The 14,469-nt window shown below is 70.2% G+C and carries 13 protein-coding genes and 1 riboswitch; of the genes, 5 read left to right on the top strand and 8 right to left on the bottom strand.

Going from position 1 to position 14,469, the window contains the following annotated elements; all coding sequences use genetic code 11:
- Positions 1-51: 51 nt before the first annotated feature.
- Positions 52-1,053: a cytochrome d ubiquinol oxidase subunit II gene (cydB, locus tag ACFVU3_RS32620; protein WP_390071960.1), complete on the bottom strand. Its 1,002-nt coding sequence runs from the start codon at positions 1,051-1,053 to the stop codon at positions 52-54.
- A gap of 18 nt (positions 1,054-1,071) precedes the next feature.
- A complete protein-coding gene (locus ACFVU3_RS32615; protein WP_390071958.1) occupies positions 1,072-2,589 on the bottom strand; it encodes a cytochrome ubiquinol oxidase subunit I in 1,518 nt (505 codons plus the stop codon).
- A 203-nt stretch (positions 2,590-2,792) separates the two neighbouring features.
- On the opposite strand from ACFVU3_RS32615, the gene ACFVU3_RS32610 reads away from it, so the two are divergent.
- Positions 2,793-3,167, top strand: a complete 375-nt coding sequence (locus tag ACFVU3_RS32610) for a cyclophilin-like fold protein (protein WP_390071956.1) — start codon at positions 2,793-2,795, stop codon at positions 3,165-3,167.
- 4 nt (positions 3,168-3,171) lie between these two features.
- Here the strand turns inward: ACFVU3_RS32610 and hisC are convergent, their stop codons facing one another.
- On the bottom strand, positions 3,172-4,269 hold the full coding sequence (gene hisC, locus ACFVU3_RS32605; protein ID WP_390071954.1) for a histidinol-phosphate transaminase: 1,098 nt from the start codon (positions 4,267-4,269) through the stop codon (positions 3,172-3,174).
- Positions 4,270-4,661: 392 nt separating this feature from the next.
- On the opposite strand from hisC, the gene ACFVU3_RS32600 reads away from it, so the two are divergent.
- The 3 genes from ACFVU3_RS32600 (at position 4,662) to ACFVU3_RS32590 (ending at position 8,409) form a co-directional block, all read left to right on the top strand.
- Positions 4,662-5,768: a LacI family DNA-binding transcriptional regulator gene (locus tag ACFVU3_RS32600; RefSeq protein ID WP_390071952.1), complete on the top strand. Its 1,107-nt coding sequence runs from the start codon at positions 4,662-4,664 to the stop codon at positions 5,766-5,768.
- 317 nt (positions 5,769-6,085) lie between these two features.
- On the top strand, positions 6,086-7,624 hold the full coding sequence (locus tag ACFVU3_RS32595; protein ID WP_390071951.1) for a metallophosphoesterase: 1,539 nt from the start codon (positions 6,086-6,088) through the stop codon (positions 7,622-7,624).
- Positions 7,625-7,785: 161 nt separating this feature from the next.
- Positions 7,786-8,409, top strand: coding sequence for a hypothetical protein (locus ACFVU3_RS32590; protein WP_390071949.1), 624 nt, complete (start codon positions 7,786-7,788; stop codon positions 8,407-8,409).
- 63 nt (positions 8,410-8,472) lie between these two features.
- On the opposite strand, the gene thiC is transcribed toward ACFVU3_RS32590, so the two are convergent.
- Positions 8,473-10,260 (bottom strand): phosphomethylpyrimidine synthase ThiC, encoded by a 1,788-nt coding sequence (gene thiC / locus ACFVU3_RS32585; protein ID WP_390071947.1) that lies wholly within the window; start codon positions 10,258-10,260, stop codon positions 8,473-8,475.
- Positions 10,255-10,393: riboswitch (TPP riboswitch) on the bottom strand. Its footprint overlaps the gene before it by 6 nt.
- Before the next feature lie 38 nt (positions 10,394-10,431).
- Between thiC and ACFVU3_RS32580 the strand changes: the two genes are divergently transcribed.
- Entirely contained in the window at positions 10,432-11,877 is a 1,446-nt protein-coding gene (locus ACFVU3_RS32580; protein WP_390071946.1) for a YibE/F family protein, read from the top strand.
- A gap of 100 nt (positions 11,878-11,977) precedes the next feature.
- Here ACFVU3_RS32580 and ACFVU3_RS32575 read toward each other — a convergent pair whose 3' ends face one another.
- The 4 genes from ACFVU3_RS32575 to ACFVU3_RS32560 form a co-directional block, all read right to left on the bottom strand.
- The gene (locus tag ACFVU3_RS32575) at positions 11,978-12,418 is read right to left on the bottom strand and encodes an SsgA family sporulation/cell division regulator (protein ID WP_030493805.1); all 441 of its coding nucleotides are present in this window, start codon (positions 12,416-12,418) and stop codon (positions 11,978-11,980) included.
- A 138-nt stretch (positions 12,419-12,556) separates the two neighbouring features.
- Entirely contained in the window at positions 12,557-13,321 is a 765-nt protein-coding gene (locus ACFVU3_RS32570) for an IclR family transcriptional regulator (protein ID WP_390071944.1), read from the bottom strand.
- 287 nt (positions 13,322-13,608) lie between these two features.
- Positions 13,609-13,827, bottom strand: a complete 219-nt coding sequence (locus ACFVU3_RS32565; protein WP_390071942.1) for a DUF5326 family protein — start codon at positions 13,825-13,827, stop codon at positions 13,609-13,611.
- A 305-nt stretch (positions 13,828-14,132) separates the two neighbouring features.
- On the bottom strand, positions 14,133-14,450 hold the full coding sequence (locus tag ACFVU3_RS32560; RefSeq protein ID WP_031003164.1) for a cupin domain-containing protein: 318 nt from the start codon (positions 14,448-14,450) through the stop codon (positions 14,133-14,135).
- Between the last annotated feature and the right edge of the window lie 19 nt (positions 14,451-14,469).

Raw genomic sequence — 14,469 nt, 5'->3', positions numbered from 1 at the left:
CATGCCCCTCTGAATGAGCGCCCGGGCCCTCGCGGACCCGGGCGGCGTGCCCTAGTGGGCGTCGGCGATGTGCTGGGTGCCGATCCGCTTGCGGAACACCCAGTAGGTCCAGCCCTGGTAGAGCAGGACCAGCGGCGTGGCGATGGCCGCGCACCAGGTCATGATCTTGAGCGTGTACGGGCTCGACGACGCGTTGGTCACCGTCAGGCTCCATGCGGGGTCGAGCGACGACGGCATGACGTCCGGGAAGAGCGCCAGGAACAGCATCGCGACCGCGGCGGCGATCGTCACCCCCGAGAGCGCGAACGACCAGCCCTCGCGCCCCGCCTTGATGGCACCGACCGCGCCGACCAGCGAGACCGCCGCGATCACCAGCGCCGCGAGGCTCCAGCTGTCCCCCGTGTCGACCTGGGTCCAGATCAGGAAGGCGAGCGCGAGCACCGCCGTGACGAGCCCCAGCCTGACCGCGAGCGCCCGCGCCCGGACCCGGATGTCACCGACCGTCTTCAGCGCCACGAAGACCGTGCCGTGGAAGGTGAAGAGGGTGAGCGTGACGAGTCCGCCGAGGAGCGCGTACGGGTTGAGCAGGTCCCAGAAGGTGCCGACGTACTCCATGTTCTGGTCGATCTTCACGCCCCGGACGATGTTGCCGAAGGCCACGCCCCACAGGAAGGCGGGGATGAGCGAGGTCCAGAAGATCGCCTGCTCCCAGTTGCGCTGCCAGTTCTCCTCGGGCCGCTTCGCCCGGTACTCGAAGGCGACACCGCGGACGATGAGGCAGACCAGGATGATCAGCAGCGGCAGGTAGAAACCGGAGAAGAGCGTCGCGTACCACTCGGGGAAGGCGGCGAAGGTCGCGCCGCCGGCGGTCAGCAGCCACACCTCGTTGCCGTCCCAGACGGGTCCGATGGTGTTGATGAGGACCCGCTTCTCGGGCCGGTTCCGGGCGAGCAGCTTGGTGAGGATGCCGACCCCGAAGTCGAAACCCTCCAGGAAGAAGTAGCCGGTCCAGAGGACGGCGATGAGTACGAACCAGACGTCGTGGAGTTCCATGCCTCGATCTCCTGAGCCTCAGTACGAGAAGGCCATGGGCCGGTCGGGGTCACGGGTGTCCCCGCCGATCCTGGTGGGCGGGTTGAGGTCGTTCTCGGTGAGTTCGGGCGGGCCGGCCTTCACGTACTTCACGAGGAGCTTGACCTCGACGACGGCGAGGATCGCGTAGAGCGTGGTGAAGACGATCATCGAGGTGAGCACCTCGCCCTGCGAGACGCCGGGGGAGACCGCGGAGCTGGTCTTCATCACGCCGTAGACCACCCAGGGCTGACGGCCCATCTCGGTGAAGATCCAGCCCCAGGAGTTGGCGATCAGCGGGAAGGCCATGGTCCAGAGGGCGACGATCCAGTACCACTTGCCGAGCTTCGGGCTGAGCGCCTTGTTCTTGAAGAGGACGAGGTTCGGCACCTCGTCCTCACCGGTCCTCAGTCCGGGGGCGATGAGGAACTTCTTGCGGGTCAGCCAGAGCCCGAGGACGCCGATGGCAAGCGACGCCATGCCGAAGCCGATCATCCAGCGGAAGCCCCAGTAGGCGACGGGGATGTTGGGCCGGTAGTCGCCGGGCCCGAACTTCTCCTGCTCGGCCTTGTTGACGTCGTTGATGCCGGGGACGTACGAGTGGAAGTCGCCGTTGGCGAGGTAGGACAGTATTCCGGGGATCTCGATGGCGACCTCGTTGTGGCCCTTGTCCACGTCGCCGATCGCGAAGATCGAGAAGGGTGCGGGCGCCTCGCCGTCCCACAGCGCCTCGGCGGCGGCCATCTTCATCGGCTGCTGCTTGAACATGACCTTGCCGAGCATGTCCCCGCTGATGGCGGTGCCGAGGCCGGCGATGATCAGGGTGATCAGGCCGAGCCGCAGCGAGGTCCGCATCACCGGGACGTGCCGCTTGCGCGCCAGGTGGAAGGCGGAGATGCCGACCATGAAGGCGCCGCCGACGAGGAAGGCGGCCGTCATGGTGTGGAAGAACTGGGTCACCGCGGTGTTCTGGGTGAGCACCGCCCAGAAGTCGGTGAGCTCGGCGCGGGCGCCCTGGCCGCGGTCCTCGTTGATGCGGTAGCCGACCGGGTGCTGCATCCAGGAGTTGGCGGCCAGGATGAAGTACGCGGAGAGGATGGTGCCGATCGAGACCATCCAGATGCAGGCGAGGTGGATCTTCTTCGGCAGCTTGTCCCAGCCGAAGATCCACAGCCCGATGAAGGTGGATTCGAAGAAGAAGGCGATCAGCGCCTCGAAGGCCAGCGGGGCGCCGAAGATGTCGCCGACGAAGCGGGAGTAGTCCGACCAGTTCATGCCGAACTGGAACTCCTGCACGATGCCGGTGACCACACCCATCGCGATGTTGATGAGGAAGAGCTTCCCCCAGAACTTCGTCGCCTTGAGGTACTTCTCCTTCTCGGTCCGGACCCACGCGGTCTGAAGACCGGCGGTGAGCGCCGCGAGGGAGATCGTCAGTGGAACGAAGAGAAAGTGGTAGACGGTGGTGATACCGAACTGCCAGCGCGCCAGAGTCTCGGGCGCCAAAGCGAGGTCCACGTCGGCTTCTCCTTACATCGCCGTGGTCACATCGGCAGTTTGCCCCTTTGATCCCCCCTATTACGGGATGAACGGGGACACGCTTGTGAACGCGTTCACATTCACAAGCATTATGACTCATACGAAATCCGTACTGGAGGGCGGGGGGCTGTACCGAAGGTCACACCTTCCCAGGGCCTTCAACATATTGTTGAATCCGGGCCATGACCCTACGGATACGCCTCACCTGGCCGGCCGGACACACCACGGCCACCCTCGACGAGACCCCCACGAGCACGGCGCTCGCGGGGGCTCTGCCGATCGTCTCCACCGCCCGCACCTGGGGCGAGGAGGTCTACTTCGACACGCCGGTCTCCGTGCCGCGCGAGGACGGGGCTCGCCAGGTCGTCGACCCCGGCACGGTGGCCTTCTGGACCGACGGCGACGCCCTCGCCCTCCCCTACGGACCCACCCCGATCTCCCGGGGCGGGGAGTGCCGCCTGGCGAGCCCCTGCAACCTGCTGGGCTCGCTCGACGACAACCCGCGGATCCTGGCCACCGTCCGCGACGGCGACCCGATCCGCGTCGAACTCGCCTGAACCGTCAGGCGCCCTGGCGGAAGCTCTCCGCCACCTTCAGGAACAGGTCGTTCGCCTCGGTCTCGCCGATCGTGACGCGCACGCCTTCCCCCGCGAACGGCCGCACCACCACGCCGTGCCGCTCGCACTCCGCCGCGAAGTCCACGGTCCGCTCGCCGAGCCGCAGCCAGACGAAGTTCGCCTGGGCGTCCGGCACGGTCCAGCCCTGGGCCACGAGCCCCGCGTGGACCCGCGCGCGCTCCGCCACCAGCGAGCCGACCCGCCCGAGCAGCTCGTCCTCGGCGCGCAGCGAGGCCACCGCCGCGTCCTGCGCCACCTGGCTCACGCCGAACGGCACCGCCGTCTTGCGCAGCGCCGCCGCCACCGGCTCGTGGGCGATCGCGAAGCCGACCCGCAGCCCCGCCAGGCCGTACGCCTTGGAGAAGGTGCGCAGCACCGCCACGTTCGGCCGGTCGCGGTAGAGCTCGACGCCGTCCGGGATGTCGGTGTCGCGGACGAACTCCTTGTACGCCTCGTCGATCACCACCAGGACGTCGGAGGGCACCCGGTCCAGGAAGCGCTCCAGCTCGGCGCGGCGCACCGCGGTGCCCGTCGGGTTGTTGGGGTTGCAGACGAAGATCAGCCGGGTCCGCTCGGTGATCGCCTCGGCCATGGCGTCGAGGTCGTGCGTCTCGTCGGCGGTGAGCGGCACCTGCACCGAGGTGGCGCCGCTGATCTGCGTGATGATCGGGTACGCCTCGAAGGAGCGCCAGGCGTAGATCACCTCGTCGCCCGGGCCCGAGGTCGCCTGGAGCAGCGACTGGGCGACGCCCACCGAGCCGGTGCCGGTGGCGATGTGGGAGACCGGGACGCCGAAGCGGTCGGCCAGCTCCGCCGAGAGCTCCGTGCAGGCCATGTCCGGGTACCGGTTGAAGTTCGCGGCGGCGGCCAGCGCGCTCTCCATGACCCCCGGCAGCGGCGGGTACGGGTTCTCGTTGGAGGACAGCTTGAAGGCCACCGGGCCGCCCGCGGCGGCCGGCTTGCCCGGCTTGTAGGTGGGCACGCCGTCCAGCTCGGCGCGCAGCTTCGGGGTGGACGCGCTCGTCCCGCTGGTCTCGCTCACAGTGTGGCCTCCTCGACCGTCCGTACCGCCAATGCTTCTCACCTTATGAGGATTCCCGCCCGCTGCGAATGGGCTGTGGACAACAGCCCTGCAACGCTGTGGAAAACCCGCCCCGCGGCCCTCCCCGACCGAGGGGGCGCGCGGCCGGGTGGCGCGCGCCGGTGGCGAGCGCCGTGGCGCGCATCCCCCGTAGAGGTGAGTTGAGACCTCTTCGAGACCTCGCCCCCACGCCAGGCCCATCCCGCCCGACGACATCAAGTCGCATGGAAAACACCTCAACTACCTTTGATTTCCACGCTCTTGACGCCAATCGATCATGCAGAAACGTGCCTGTCAACGTCTGCATATGCGGCCGTCCCACCCACCCCTCATCGCCCTACTATCGGCTCGCCATGACAGCAGCAGGGAAGCACCAGGTGAGCCGGGCACAGACCCGGGGAAGCCGACAGGGCCGGGCAGGCATCCGGGACGTGGCCGCCGCCGCCGGGGTCTCCATCACGACTGTCTCCGACGCGCTCAACGGCAAGGGCCGACTCCCGGACGCCACCCGCCGGCACGTCCGCGAGGTCGCCGACCGGCTGGGCTACCGCCCCTCGGCGGCGGCGCGCACGCTCCGCACCGGCAAGTCCGGACTCATCGGCCTGACCGTGACCACGTACGGGGATGAACCTTTCACCTTCACGGAGTTCGCCTACTTCGCGGAGATGGCCAGGGCCGCCACATCGGCCGCGCTCGCCCGCGGCTACGCCCTCGTCATCCTCCCCGCGACCTCACGCCATGACGTCTGGTCGAACGTCGCCCTCGACGGCACCGTCGTCATCGACCCCTCCGACCACGACCCGGTCGTCACCGAGCTCGTCCGCCAGGGCCTCCCCGTCGTCTCCGACGGACGCCCCGCCGGCACGCTCCCGGTGACCGCCTGGGTCGACAACGACCACGAGGCCGCCGTCCTCGACCTCCTCGACCACCTCGCCGACGCCGGCGCCCGCCGCATCGGCCTCCTCACCGGCACGACCACCGACACCTACACCCGCCTCTCCACCACCGCGTACCTCAACTGGTGCGAGCGGGTCGGACAGGACCCCGTCTACGAGGCATACCCGGCGCACGACCCGTGCGCGGGCGCCGTCGCGGCCGACCGGCTGCTCGCCCGCCCCGACCGTCCCGACGCCGTCTACGGCCTCTTCGACCCCAACGGCACCGATCTCCTCGCCGCCGCCCGCCGCTACGGTCTGCGCGTCCCCGACGACCTGCTGATCGTGTGCTGCAGCGAGTCCACCGTCTACGCCACCACCGAACCGCCCGTCACCACGCTCTCGCTCAAACCGCGCCGCATCGGCACCGCCGTCGTCCAGCTCCTCATCGACGCCATCGAGGGGATCGAGAGCGACGGTCCGGTCGAGCAGGTGATACCGACCGAACTCATCGTCCGCACCTCCTCGCAGCGCCGCTCGCCGCGGACGACCGTCAGTCCGCCGCGCTCACCCGCGAAGGACTGACCCGCCCGCCGGACCCCGGCCGCGCCGAAGGAACGGCCGGACGCACGACAACAGAACGACCGCGAACGAACCGCCGTCCCGCCCTCTGCCCGTGGGCGGAGACGGCGAAACCGGCCACCCCGCCGGACCCGACCCTGGACTGGACCTTCTCAATTCGGGCGAAACAACCGGTGAACCCGGAGCGAACCCGGATTCACCACCCCTGGTGCGTCACACAGGCGGACCCTCATTCCTATGATGGGCGCACGACACCGCGGACCACCCCGACCAGGCCGGTCCGCGATGTGCAGGGCATCGCGACGGTGGTGGAGGGGTCGATGACTCAGGGGGCCGGGCAGGATCCCGTGGAGCGCACGGCGACATTGCGTGACTTCCGCGTACCGCCGTACGCCCGCGTACCCGTACAGGGCCACGCGGCGGAGCCTCCCGCCGCGCCCGCCGATCCCACGCTCCATCTGGGCACCCGCCCGGCCGCGTTCCCGGAACCGGTCGGCTTCCCCGCCCCCGCGCAGGCCCCGGCCCCGGCCCCGCGCCAGGAAACCGCCGCGCGCCCGGAGGCGCCCGCGCGCCCCGAAGCGGCCCCGCACCCCGCGTCCGCCGCGTACCCGGAACAGCTCCCTCGTCCCGAAGCGACGGCCTCGCGCCCCGAAGCGGCCCCGCGCCCGGAGGCCGCGTACCCCGAGCCGGCCCCGCGCCCCGAGCCCGCCGCGTACCCGGAGCCCACCCCGTACCCGGAACCGGCCGCGGCACCGCCGGCCGTCACCGCCGCGCCGCTCTCCGGCGTCACCGTGACCCACATCGGTCTCACCGGCCCCACGGGCCAGACCGCTCCCACAGGCCAGCCCGCCCCCGCGGGCCACGCCGACCACGCCGCCCCGACCGCCCCCGCCGACCGCATGCCCGGCGGCTACCCCGGCGACTTCCCGGAGGGCTACACCCCCACCGAGCGCGACCTCCCGGTCATCCAGCGCGGCGACACCCTCCAGGTCCCCGTCGCCCCGGCCGCCGCACCGGCGCCCGCCCCCACCGGCGACGGCCCGGGCCCGCTCTACGTCGTCGGCGACGTCCACGGCTATCTCGACGAGCTCGTCGCCGCCCTGCGCGCGCAGGGCCTCGTCGACGAGAACGGCGGCTGGGCCGCGGGCAACGCCCGGCTGTGGTTCCTCGGCGACTTCACCGACCGGGGCCCCGACGGCATCGGCGTCATCGACCTCGTCATGCGGCTCTCCGCCGAGGCAGCCGCCGCCGGCGGCTACTGCAAGGCCCTCATGGGCAACCACGAGCTGCTCCTCATCGGCGCCAAGCGCTTCGGCGACACCCCCGTCAACTCCGGGGCCGGCACCGCCACCTTCCAGGCGGCCTGGCTGCTCAACGGCGGGCAGAAGCACGACATGGACCGCCTCCAGGACGTCCACCTCCAGTGGATGTCCCGGCTCGACGCCGTCGTCCTCGAGGACGACCACCTGCTGCTGCACTCGGACACCACCGCGTACCTCGACTACGGCCAGACCATCGAGGACGTCAACGAGACCGTCCACGAGACCATCCGGCGCAACGACGCCGACGAGGTCTGGGACCTCTTCCGGAAGTTCACCAAGCGCTTCGCCTTCCGCGACGAGGCGGGCCCGCAGGCCGTCCAGGAGCTGCTCGGCACCTACGGCGGCTCGCGGGTCGTGCACGGACACAGCCCGATCCCGTACCTCCTCGGCCAGGTCGGCACGGAGGACGGCGAGGAGGACTCCCGTCCGGCCGTCGACGGCCCGCACGTCTACGCCGACGGGCTCGCCATCGCCATGGACGGCGGCGTCACCATGGCCGGAAAGCTGCTGGTGGTCCGACTCCCGCTGGGGGACTGACTCTCACCCAGCGCATCCGGGGCAGGCGATTTCCGGAAACCCCCTGTCAGCGCGCCCGGTCACGGCCCTACCATCGGTCTCCCTAGGTAGGCAGGCTCTCCTCCGCTTCCGCCCGGACCGCCGTTCTCCACGGCCGGTCCCGGCCCACCGAGCATCGGGGGATGCACATGAACGTGGCTCCGCACCTGCTGACCGAGGACCGCGCCGAGTACGAGCGGATCCTCGACGACGCACTGCGCACCGCGCCGGAACGGCCGGAACTCGCCGGAACGGGCGCCCGGCTGACGGCCGCCCAGCTCCGGGTGATGGCGCTGAACGCGACAGCGCTGATCACCGCGGCGGCGGCGAGCGAGTACGAGCACTTCGTCAAGGTGCGCGAAGAGCACCGCGCCGCGTCCAACCGCCCGCGGACCCCCGGTCCCGACGAGTCGCCCGGCGCCGTCGCGGTCCTCACCGTCCTCGTCCCGGTCCTCGCCGGCACCGCCGCCGCGATCTTCCTCCTGGTCGGGGCCGTGGTCCACCTGCTCGCCCCGGACGCGGCGCTCGGCACCACCCTGCTCACCGCGGGTCTGGTCTTCGGCGCCCTCGCCGCCGCCGGCCTCCTCTGCGCGGGCGCCGGACTCCTCGTCACCGCCCTGCGCAACAGCCCCGCCGAGACCGAGGCCCCCGACGACGAACTCACCCGTGCCCGCGCCGCCTGGCGCCACGCCCTCCTGGAACGCGGCGTCGTCCCCTTCCTCCAGGCCGCCCTCACCGCCACCGCCCCACCGCCCCGGGACCCCTGACGCACCCCGGCCCGCGATCCCCCCGTGGACCGCGGGCCGGGGTGGGTCTCGTACGGCCGACCGCTACTCGGCCAGCGGCAGGTAGACGCGGTTGCCGGAGGCGGCGAACTCCGCCGACTTCTCGGCCATGCCGGCCTCGATCTCCTCCTTCTTCAGGTCTCCACCGTGCTCGCGGCGGATGTCCTGGGAGATCTTCATCGAGCAGAACTTCGGGCCGCACATCGAGCAGAAGTGGGCGGTCTTCGCGGGCTCCGCGGGAAGCGTCTCGTCGTGGAACTCGCGGGCGGTGTCCGGGTCGAGGGCCAGGTTGAACTGGTCCTCCCAGCGGAACTCGAAGCGCGCGTCGGAGAGGGCGTCGTCCCACTCCTGGGCGCCCGGGTGCCCCTTGGCCAGGTCCGCCGCGTGCGCCGCGATCTTGTACGTGATGACGCCGGTCTTCACGTCGTCGCGGTTCGGCAGGCCGAGGTGCTCCTTGGGCGTCACGTAGCAGAGCATCGCCGTGCCCCACCAGGCGATCATCGCGGCGCCGATGCCGGAGGTGATGTGGTCGTAGGCGGGCGCGACGTCCGTGGTCAGCGGGCCGAGCGTGTAGAACGGCGCCTCTTCGCAGATCTCCTGCTGGAGGTCGATGTTCTCCTTGATCTTGTGCATCGGGACGTGGCCCGGGCCCTCGATCATCGTCTGCACGTTGTGGCGCTTGGCGATCGTGTTGAGCTCGCCGAGCGTCTTCAGCTCCGCGAACTGCGCCGCGTCGTTGGCGTCCGCGATCGAGCCGGGGCGCAGGCCGTCGCCGAGCGAGTACGTGACGTCGTACGCGGCGAGGATCTCGCAGAGCTCCTCGAAGTTCGTGTAGAGGAAGTTCTCCTTGTGGTGCGCGAGACACCAGGCGGCCATGATCGAGCCGCCGCGCGAGACGATGCCGGTCTTGCGGCGCGCGGTGAGCGGCACGTACGGCAGGAGCACGCCGGCGTGCACGGTCATGTAGTCCACGCCCTGCTCGGCCTGCTCGATGACCGTGTCCTTGTAGATCTCCCAGGTCAGGTCCTCGGCGCGGCCGTCGACCTTCTCCAGCGCCTGGTAGAGCGGGACGGTGCCGATGGGCACGGGGGAGTTGCGCAGCACCCACTCGCGGGTGGTGTGGATGTTGCGGCCGGTGGACAGGTCCATGACCGTGTCGGCGCCCCAGCGGGTCGCCCAGGTCATCTTCTCCACCTCCTCCTCGATGGAGGAGGTCACCGCGGAGTTGCCGATGTTGGCGTTGACCTTCACCAGGAACCGCTTGCCAATGATCATCGGCTCGATCTCCGGGTGGTTGACGTTGGCCGGCAGCACGGCGCGGCCCGCCGCGATCTCCTCGCGGACGACCTCGGGGGAGACGTTCTCCCGGATCGCCACGTACTCCATCTCCGGGGTGATCTCGCCCCGGCGGGCGTACGCGAGCTGGGTCACGGCCTGTCCGTCGCGGCCCCGGCGGGGCAGCCGCGGGCGGCCGGGGAAGACCGCGTCGAGGTTCTTGAGCCCGCCGCCGCGCGGCGAGGTGTGCTTGATGCCGTCGTCCTCGGGACGGACCGGGCGGCCCGCGTACTCCTCGGTGTCGCCGCGCGCGATGATCCAGTTCTCGCGCAGCGGGAGGAGGCCCCGGCGGACGTCGGTGTCGACGGCGGGGTCGGTGTACGGACCGGACGTGTCGTACAGCGTGACGTCCTTGCCGTTGGTGAGGTGCACCTGACGCACCGGCACCCGGATGTCGGGGCGGGAGCCCTCGACGTACCCCTTGTGCCAGCCCGGCGTGCGCTCGCCGTTCGGGTCCTTCTGGTCGGAGGCAGGCGTGCGTGCATCCTGAATGGTCATGAGACCGAATCTCCCTACGCCGGCATTACCCGGTAACAGGTTCGGCGGTCGGCGCAGCCTCCTCCCGTACGTGTCCGCGTACGGTGATCAGCGCCCTCTCAGCCCGGTGCTCCGAGCTCCCGCGTGTGCAAAGGTGTCACCACGCTAGCGCCCTCCCGGGCGTGCTGAACAGTGGGCCCCCGCCGTTCTTGCGATGATCGGTCGGTGACTTCCTCGCAGCAGACCCCCGATCCGCACGGCCACGAGCACGGCCACGAGCACGGGCACGGCTCCGGCCACGGCGCTGGTCACGGCTCCGGCCACGGCCACGATCCGGGGCACGGCCCCGGCCACGGGCACGGTCACAGCCACAGTCACGGGCCCGCCGCACCCGTCTCCCGCCATCTGCGCCGGGTCATCGCGGCCGTCCTCATCCCCTTCGCCACCGCCGTGGTCGTCGGTCTCGTGGTGCTCTGGCCGGGCGGCACGCCCGCGCACGAGCGGACCGGGGTCGGCTTCGACCGGCAGACCGAGCAGGGCAAGGTCGTCGCGGTCGAGCAGGTGGACTGCGAGGACGTGAACGCGGCACAGGTGCCGCCGACCGGAGACACCTCCACCCCGCAGGGCCGCGAGGCGGTCAACGGGCAGCAGGGGCAGTGCGAGAAGGCGACGATCGAGGTCACGAGCGGTCCCGACAAGGGCCGGCAGTTCACCGAGATCGTGCAGCCGGACGCCCCGCGCCAACTGGACGAGGGCCAGGGCGTGGTGGTCGCCTACGCGCCCGACGCCCCGAAGGACCTGCAGTATTCGGTCACGGACGTGAACCGCAAGGTGCCGATGGCGGTGCTCGCCGGCATCTTCGCGCTCGTGGTGGTGCTCGTCGGGCGGATGCGGGGCGTGATGGCACTGATCGCGCTCGCGGTGAGCTTCCTGGTGCTGACGCTCTTCATCCTGCCCGCGATCCTGGAGGGGTCGAACCCGCTGGTCGTGGCGGTGGTCGGATCGAGCGCGATCATGCTTCTCGCGCTCTACATGTGCCACGGGCTCTCGGCCCGCACCTCGGTCGCCGTCCTGGGCACGCTGATCTCGCTGCTGCTGATCGGTCTGCTCGGGTCCTTCTTCATCGGCTGGGCCTCGCTCAGCGGCAACACCGACGACTACACCGGGCTCATCCACGGCCTCTACCCGGAGATCGACATGTCCGGCCTGCTGCTCGCCGGTGTGATCATCGGTTCGCTCGGTGTCCTGGACGACGTGACCGTCACCCAGACCTCCGTGGTCTGGGAACTGCACCAGGCCGACCCGGCCATGGGTCCGCGCGCGCTCTACCGGGCCGGCATCCGCATCGGCCGCGACCACATCGCCTCGGTGGTCAACACGCTGGTCCTGGCCTATGCCGGTGCCGCGCTCCCGCTGCTCCTGCTCTTCACCATCGCGCAGAGCAGCATGGGGACGGTGGCCAACAGCGAGCTGGTGGCGGAGGAGATCGTCCGGACCCTGGTCGGGTCGATCGGCCTGGTCGCCTCGGTGCCGGTCACGACCGCGCTCGCGGCGCTGGTGGTGTCGGCCGACCGCCCGTCGGCGGAGGCCGGCGGCCGGACTCCGGGCCGCGGCGGACGGCGGCGCCGCGCGAAGTGACGGGCGCGCGGCGGCCGTACGGGTCGGACGCCGGTCGGCGGTCGGCGGTCGGCGGTCGTACGGCGCGGGGCGCCGGTGGCCGGCGTACGGAGGGCACCGGTCAGGCGGGGCCGGCGCTCTCCTCGGCGAGGATCCGGCCGAGCGCGGCCTCCAGGCTGTCCTCGAAGTCGCCCAGTGTCTGTTCCTGACCGAGCGGGACGAGCTTGTCCGTGCGGTCGAGGAAGGCGACGAGCGGCGGGGCGCTGGCGCGGAAGAGGGCGCGGTCACCGCCCACCTGGAGACGGATGGAGACGTCCGACAGGCCCTCGGGGTCGGTCGGGGCGATGTGGACATCGCCGTCGCCGCTCGGGCGGTTGATCCCGTCGAGGAGCAGCTCCCTGCCGAACGCCCAGGTCACAGGCGCGTCTCCGGGAAGGTGGAAGGTCATCCGCACCGCGTAGGGATCCCGGGTCTCGTATCGCAGTTCGACAGGGATCTTGAAGGAGAGCTCCTCCGAGACGAGGAAGCTCATCAGGACCTCGGCCTGAACCGACTCTCGCATCATGTACCCCGCAGTAGATGGAGCAGTTGTGTAAACACAGCTGCTGAAAGCTGTGACCGAAACGGCCAGGAATGATCCCCCGTGGCCCTCTTGACGCAATCGTGCTGTACGCGCTAGCGGATCACAAGGAGTGATTTTTCAGATACTGATAGAGAAGGCGAGCGAACTGAAGAGGCTTCCGATCTCCGTACGTAGCCGCTCGACTGCTGGGAGCAACCGTTCTTCCTGGTGAAGCGGGAGGGAAATGGCCAGAGTGGCCGCCACGGAGCCCGCGGTGATGGGGATGGCCGCACAAACCGTGCCGAGCGCATATTCCTGACGCTCCACCAGGGGCTCCATTCGCCCCAAACCGCCCAAACGCTCCAAAAGTATCCGCCGATTACGCACCGTGTACGGAGTGATGGCTTCCACCGGGTGCCGATCGAGGTGGTCTTGACGAGTTTGCGGATCGAGTTGGCTGAGCAGACATTGCCCGATCGCGTGCGCGTGACCTGTCTCCCGGAAGTCGGCCCATTCCTCGACCGCGGGGGAGCTGGGGGTGTCCGCGACGGAGACGAGTTCGATCTCGCCGTCGTGGTAGAGCGCGAAGTAGACCGGTACGCCGATCTCGTCCCGCCAGTGGGCGAGGGAGTCCTCGATCTTGGTGCGACGATTCTGCACAGCCCCGCCGCCGGCCAACCGGGCGGCCGCCTCGCCCAGATAGAACGCACCCTTGTCGCGGAGCAGATAGCCCTCGTGCGTCAGGGTGCGGAGAAGGTGGTACGTCGTGGGCAGCGGAAGGCCCGTCTCCCGGGCGAGCTGCTTGGCGGGGGCACCGTCCGCGTGGGAGGCCACGGCCTCCAGAAGTCTCAGCGCCCGCTGCACCGAGCCGATCAGGGTCGGCGCAGCTGTCTGCGTAGCCATGGCCAAAGGTCACCCCCAGGCGTGACAACGGATGCACTGCACCCGTTCGCGGGGGCCGCCCCCGCGCACCCGCCGGGCCTGGGACACCGATGGGGTCCGATGGACCGGACCCCTCAGGGACGAGCGGGAAACCGCTGGTCTGCCGGAGATCTACGCCCGTAGTCCCCGACTCGGCGGAGTTCTGCCACTGTAGTGGCTCGTCCTCGCCCCCCACCCTGTTTCCACCAGCGCGTTCCCCCTGCCGGGCTAACGCCCGGCAGTCGCTGAATACCGATGAGTAGCTTGTGCTACCAGTCGCGGTCCGACTTCGACGGGGAGCCGAACTTCCGTACGGCGTAGATGAGTCCGGCCACGAGTGCGACGAACAGCAGCACCTTGAACAGCAGACTGATCACGAAGGTGAGGACGCTGGTGATGAATCCGCCGAAGACAAGCAGGACCAGGGCGGGTATCGCGATCCACTTCACCCACCACGGCAGTCCCGCGAGAATCTCCTGTACGGCCATGGTTCTCTCCCTCGCTCTCGAAGCTCCGCCCGGAACCCTCCGTCCCGGACACCTCAAGGCTAGGCGGCGGACCCGCGCCGCAGGGACTTCCGGGGCCCGGGCTCTCCCCTGATCCACCCCCTAGGGGAACCAGGGGTTCAGCCCCGAGGAACCCGGCGTCGTCCGCCCGGCCCGCTTCCGTTCACCCCCCGGCCCTGTTCACTCCCCAGTCCTGTTCACGCCCGGCCCTGTTCACTCCCCGGCCCGGCTCGATCCCCGGCCCCGTTCGATCCCGCCCCCGGTCACGTCTCCGCTCACGTCTCCGCTCACGCCTCCGGCGGCGAGAAGACCACCAGGACGCGCAGGTCCTCGCTGATGTGGTGGAAGCGGTGCGGCACCCCGGCCGGCACGTAGACCACGCTGCCCCGGGCCACCTGCGTCGTCTCGTCCCCGACGGTGATGGCCGCCCGGCCGGACACCACGAAGTACACCTCGTCCTGGCCGTGCGGCGACTGCGGGTCCAACTCGCCCGCGTCGAGCGCGTACAGCCCCACCGACATGTTCCGTTCGCGCAGGAACTGGAGGTACGCCCCCTGGTTGGCGAGGCGCTCCGCCTCCAGATCGTCCAGCCGGAATGCCTTCACTGCCGTTCGCCCCTGCCCT

Origin of the sequence: Streptomyces sp. NPDC058052, from assembly GCF_042885515.1 — a bacterium.
GTDB lineage: Bacteria > Actinomycetota > Actinomycetes > Streptomycetales > Streptomycetaceae > Streptomyces.
This window is presented reverse-complemented; position numbering and strand designations above follow the sequence as displayed.

Bases quoted from the DNA above. Each gene is read 5' to 3' on its own strand.
- cydB (WP_390071960.1), bottom strand. From the start codon at position 1,053: ATGGAACTCCACGACGTCTGGTTCGTACTCATCGCCGTCCTCTGGACC.
- ACFVU3_RS32610 (WP_390071956.1), top strand. From the start codon at position 2,793: ATGACCCTACGGATACGCCTCACCTGGCCGGCCGGACACACCACGGCC.
- ACFVU3_RS32600 (WP_390071952.1), top strand. From the start codon at position 4,662: ATGACAGCAGCAGGGAAGCACCAGGTGAGCCGGGCACAGACCCGGGGA.
- ACFVU3_RS32595 (WP_390071951.1), top strand. From the start codon at position 6,086: ATGACTCAGGGGGCCGGGCAGGATCCCGTGGAGCGCACGGCGACATTG.
- ACFVU3_RS32590 (WP_390071949.1), top strand. From the start codon at position 7,786: ATGCACATGAACGTGGCTCCGCACCTGCTGACCGAGGACCGCGCCGAG.
- thiC (WP_390071947.1), bottom strand. From the start codon at position 10,260: ATGACCATTCAGGATGCACGCACGCCTGCCTCCGACCAGAAGGACCCG.
- ACFVU3_RS32575 (WP_030493805.1), bottom strand. From the start codon at position 12,418: ATGCGAGAGTCGGTTCAGGCCGAGGTCCTGATGAGCTTCCTCGTCTCG.
- ACFVU3_RS32570 (WP_390071944.1), bottom strand. From the start codon at position 13,321: ATGGCTACGCAGACAGCTGCGCCGACCCTGATCGGCTCGGTGCAGCGG.
- ACFVU3_RS32565 (WP_390071942.1), bottom strand. From the start codon at position 13,827: ATGGCCGTACAGGAGATTCTCGCGGGACTGCCGTGGTGGGTGAAGTGG.